Origin of the sequence: Shigella sp. FC1967, assembly GCF_001743005.1 — a bacterium.
GTDB lineage: Bacteria > Pseudomonadota > Gammaproteobacteria > Enterobacterales > Enterobacteriaceae > Proteus.
Map to the genome: position 1 here is coordinate 1 of NZ_MIIZ01000874.1, position 2294 is coordinate 2294.

Here is a 2294-nt window from a genome sequence, read left to right on the forward strand (position 1 = left end):
TGACTGAATCATTTTTGATCCAACCCAGCTATTTTTATATATGTAATGAAACTTAAAAAAATAAAATGTATCAAAATCATTATATAATTATATATATATCGCTTTAGCTTATCGTCAAATCTGTCGAATAATTTGACGAAATGACTGATTTGTTAATTAATAATCATTTTTATTTGAAAATTATTCTATTGAAAAATAAGGAATAGTTATATCAGAAATATATTGGCATGAACCGTGCTAGATCCCTTCTATTAATACTCTAATTATTACTCTTAATTAGAATGACTCGTTGCATTTATCGCCATATATAATGGCTATATAACAAAGATCAGGAGAATATGATGAACCGTTTCATCATTGCAGACCCTAAAAAATGTATTGGTTGCCATACTTGTGAAGTGGCTTGTGTCGTGTCACATCAGCAAGCAGACCAAGATAATTTAGCCATTGATCAAATTAGTGAGCAGAATTTCCAACCCCGCATTCATGTGATCAAAGGATTTTCAATCAGTACGGCAGTTGTTTGTCATCAATGTGAAGATGCCCCTTGTGCTAATGTGTGTCCGAATGGCGCTATCATTCATAACAAAGATTATTACTATGTCGATCAGGAAAAATGTATCGGTTGTAAAACCTGCGTATTAGCTTGCCCTTATGGCACTATGGAAGTGGTTTCTCGCCCAATTATGCGCAAATCAACTGCACTTAATGCGATTGAGGCATTTAAAGCGGAAGCAAACAAATGTGACTTATGCCACCACCGTGAAGCAGGCCCAGCATGTATTGAAGTCTGTCCAACTCATGCTTTAGTGTGTATTGATAGAGATGCACTTGAAGAGATGGTTAAAGAGCGTCGTCGTAAAGCCGCTTTTGAAACGGGTGCTGAATTGTTGTTCTAAGATCAATAATAGAGCAACTATGTGCTGATACTATAGTTGTTATTATTTATCTTGCTTCAATAAGGTATCGATATGCATGAAATTACGCTTTGCCAGAGCGCATTTGAGATCATAGATTCTCAAGCTAAATTAAATAATGCAAAAAAAGTAAAAAGCGTATGGATGGAAATTGGCGCATTATCTTGTGTTGAAGTCAGTGCACTTGAATTTTGCTTTGATATTGTTTGCAGAGACACCCTTGCTCAAGGCTGTGAATTGCATATTGAGGTTATCCCTGCGAAAGCATGGTGTTGGGACTGCCATCAAGTTGTCACTGTTTCAACCTTTAATGCCGGCTGCCCATCTTGTGGTAGCCAGAATTTGCGCGTTGAAAATGACGATGCAATGCGAATAAAGCAAATAGAGATCGAATAGGGGCTGTTATGTGTCTTGGTATTCCAGGCCAGGTTGTTGAAGTTGGAAAAACAATCACTGAAAGTGCAATGGTCGATGTTTGTGGTGTTAAACGAGAAGTCAATATTGCGCTAGTCTGTGAAGGTGAGCCTCATACGATGATTGGAAAATGGGTGCTAGTGCATGTCGGTTTTGCTATGAGTATTGTCAACGAAGAAGAAGCAAAAGAGACGCTAGATGCTTTGATGGCGATGGGAGAAGTGGAAGACGATGTCTCTGCTTTTCTTTATGGTGAAGAGGGCGCACCTAAGAAAAACTGAGTTAGTTTTGTACTATTGCATGATCCATTTCTTTTTTTTATACTTGAACTCTATCTTTTAAAAGCTGGGACGACCCAGCTTTTTGTCTTTGTATTCAGGGGACGACCCCAACTTATCGAGTGGGGCAAGTGATGTCTTGGATTATTCTTTTTATCGCGGGTTTATTAGAGATCGTTTGGGCTGTCGGCCTTAAGTACACACATGGTTTTACGCGTTTAACACCCAGTATTATTACCATTAGTGCGATGGTTGTGAGCATGGGCATGTTGTCTTACGCCATGAAAGGCTTACCAGCAGGTACGGCTTACGCGATTTGGACGGGTATTGGCGCAGTGGGTACTGCCATCTTTGGTATTTTGGTCTTTGGTGAGTCTGCGAATATCTATCGTTTACTCAGTTTAGCGATGATTATTTTTGGTATTATCGGGCTGAAATTAGCAAGTTAATCCCCAAATATTTGGCATAAAAATAATATGATTCACTGTAATATATTGATAATCAATAATTATTATTTCATTATTTGACTGTGAGCTTATTAGTATAAATGCAATGACCTATTTTGAGAATGGAGCCTGTTAATATTCATTCTATGTTCAGGATAAGTGATTCTGAATTCTGTTTTATTAAAGCGTATTTTAATCAGCTAAACGTAATTAAAAAATTTTTTTAATAAAAAAACCAC

The 2294-nt window shown here is 37.3% G+C and carries 4 protein-coding genes; all 4 read left to right on the plus strand.

The genetic code is table 11. The features are described 5' to 3' along the window. The first annotated feature begins 341 nt into the window (after positions 1-341). Entirely contained in the window at positions 342-899 is a 558-nt protein-coding gene (gene hydN / locus BHE89_RS14985) for an electron transport protein HydN (RefSeq protein ID WP_069368213.1), read from the plus strand. 72 nt (positions 900-971) lie between these two features. Further along, positions 972-1313, plus strand: coding sequence for a hydrogenase maturation nickel metallochaperone HypA (hypA, locus tag BHE89_RS14990; RefSeq protein ID WP_069368214.1), 342 nt, complete (start codon positions 972-974; stop codon positions 1311-1313). A gap of 8 nt (positions 1314-1321) precedes the next feature. Then, the gene (hybG, locus tag BHE89_RS14995) at positions 1322-1612 is read left to right on the plus strand and encodes a hydrogenase maturation factor HybG (RefSeq protein ID WP_069368215.1); all 291 of its coding nucleotides are present in this window, start codon (positions 1322-1324) and stop codon (positions 1610-1612) included. A gap of 131 nt (positions 1613-1743) precedes the next feature. Continuing rightward, entirely contained in the window at positions 1744-2058 is a 315-nt protein-coding gene (gene sugE, locus BHE89_RS15000) for a quaternary ammonium compound efflux SMR transporter SugE (RefSeq protein ID WP_069368216.1), read from the plus strand. Positions 2059-2294 lie beyond the last annotated feature (236 nt).

Coding starts and splice junctions, on each gene's coding strand:
- hydN (WP_069368213.1), top strand. CDS start 342: ATGAACCGTTTCATCATTGCAGACCCTAAAAAATGTATTGGTTGCCAT.
- hypA (WP_069368214.1), top strand. CDS start 972: ATGCATGAAATTACGCTTTGCCAGAGCGCATTTGAGATCATAGATTCT.
- hybG (WP_069368215.1), top strand. CDS start 1,322: ATGTGTCTTGGTATTCCAGGCCAGGTTGTTGAAGTTGGAAAAACAATC.
- sugE (WP_069368216.1), top strand. CDS start 1,744: ATGTCTTGGATTATTCTTTTTATCGCGGGTTTATTAGAGATCGTTTGG.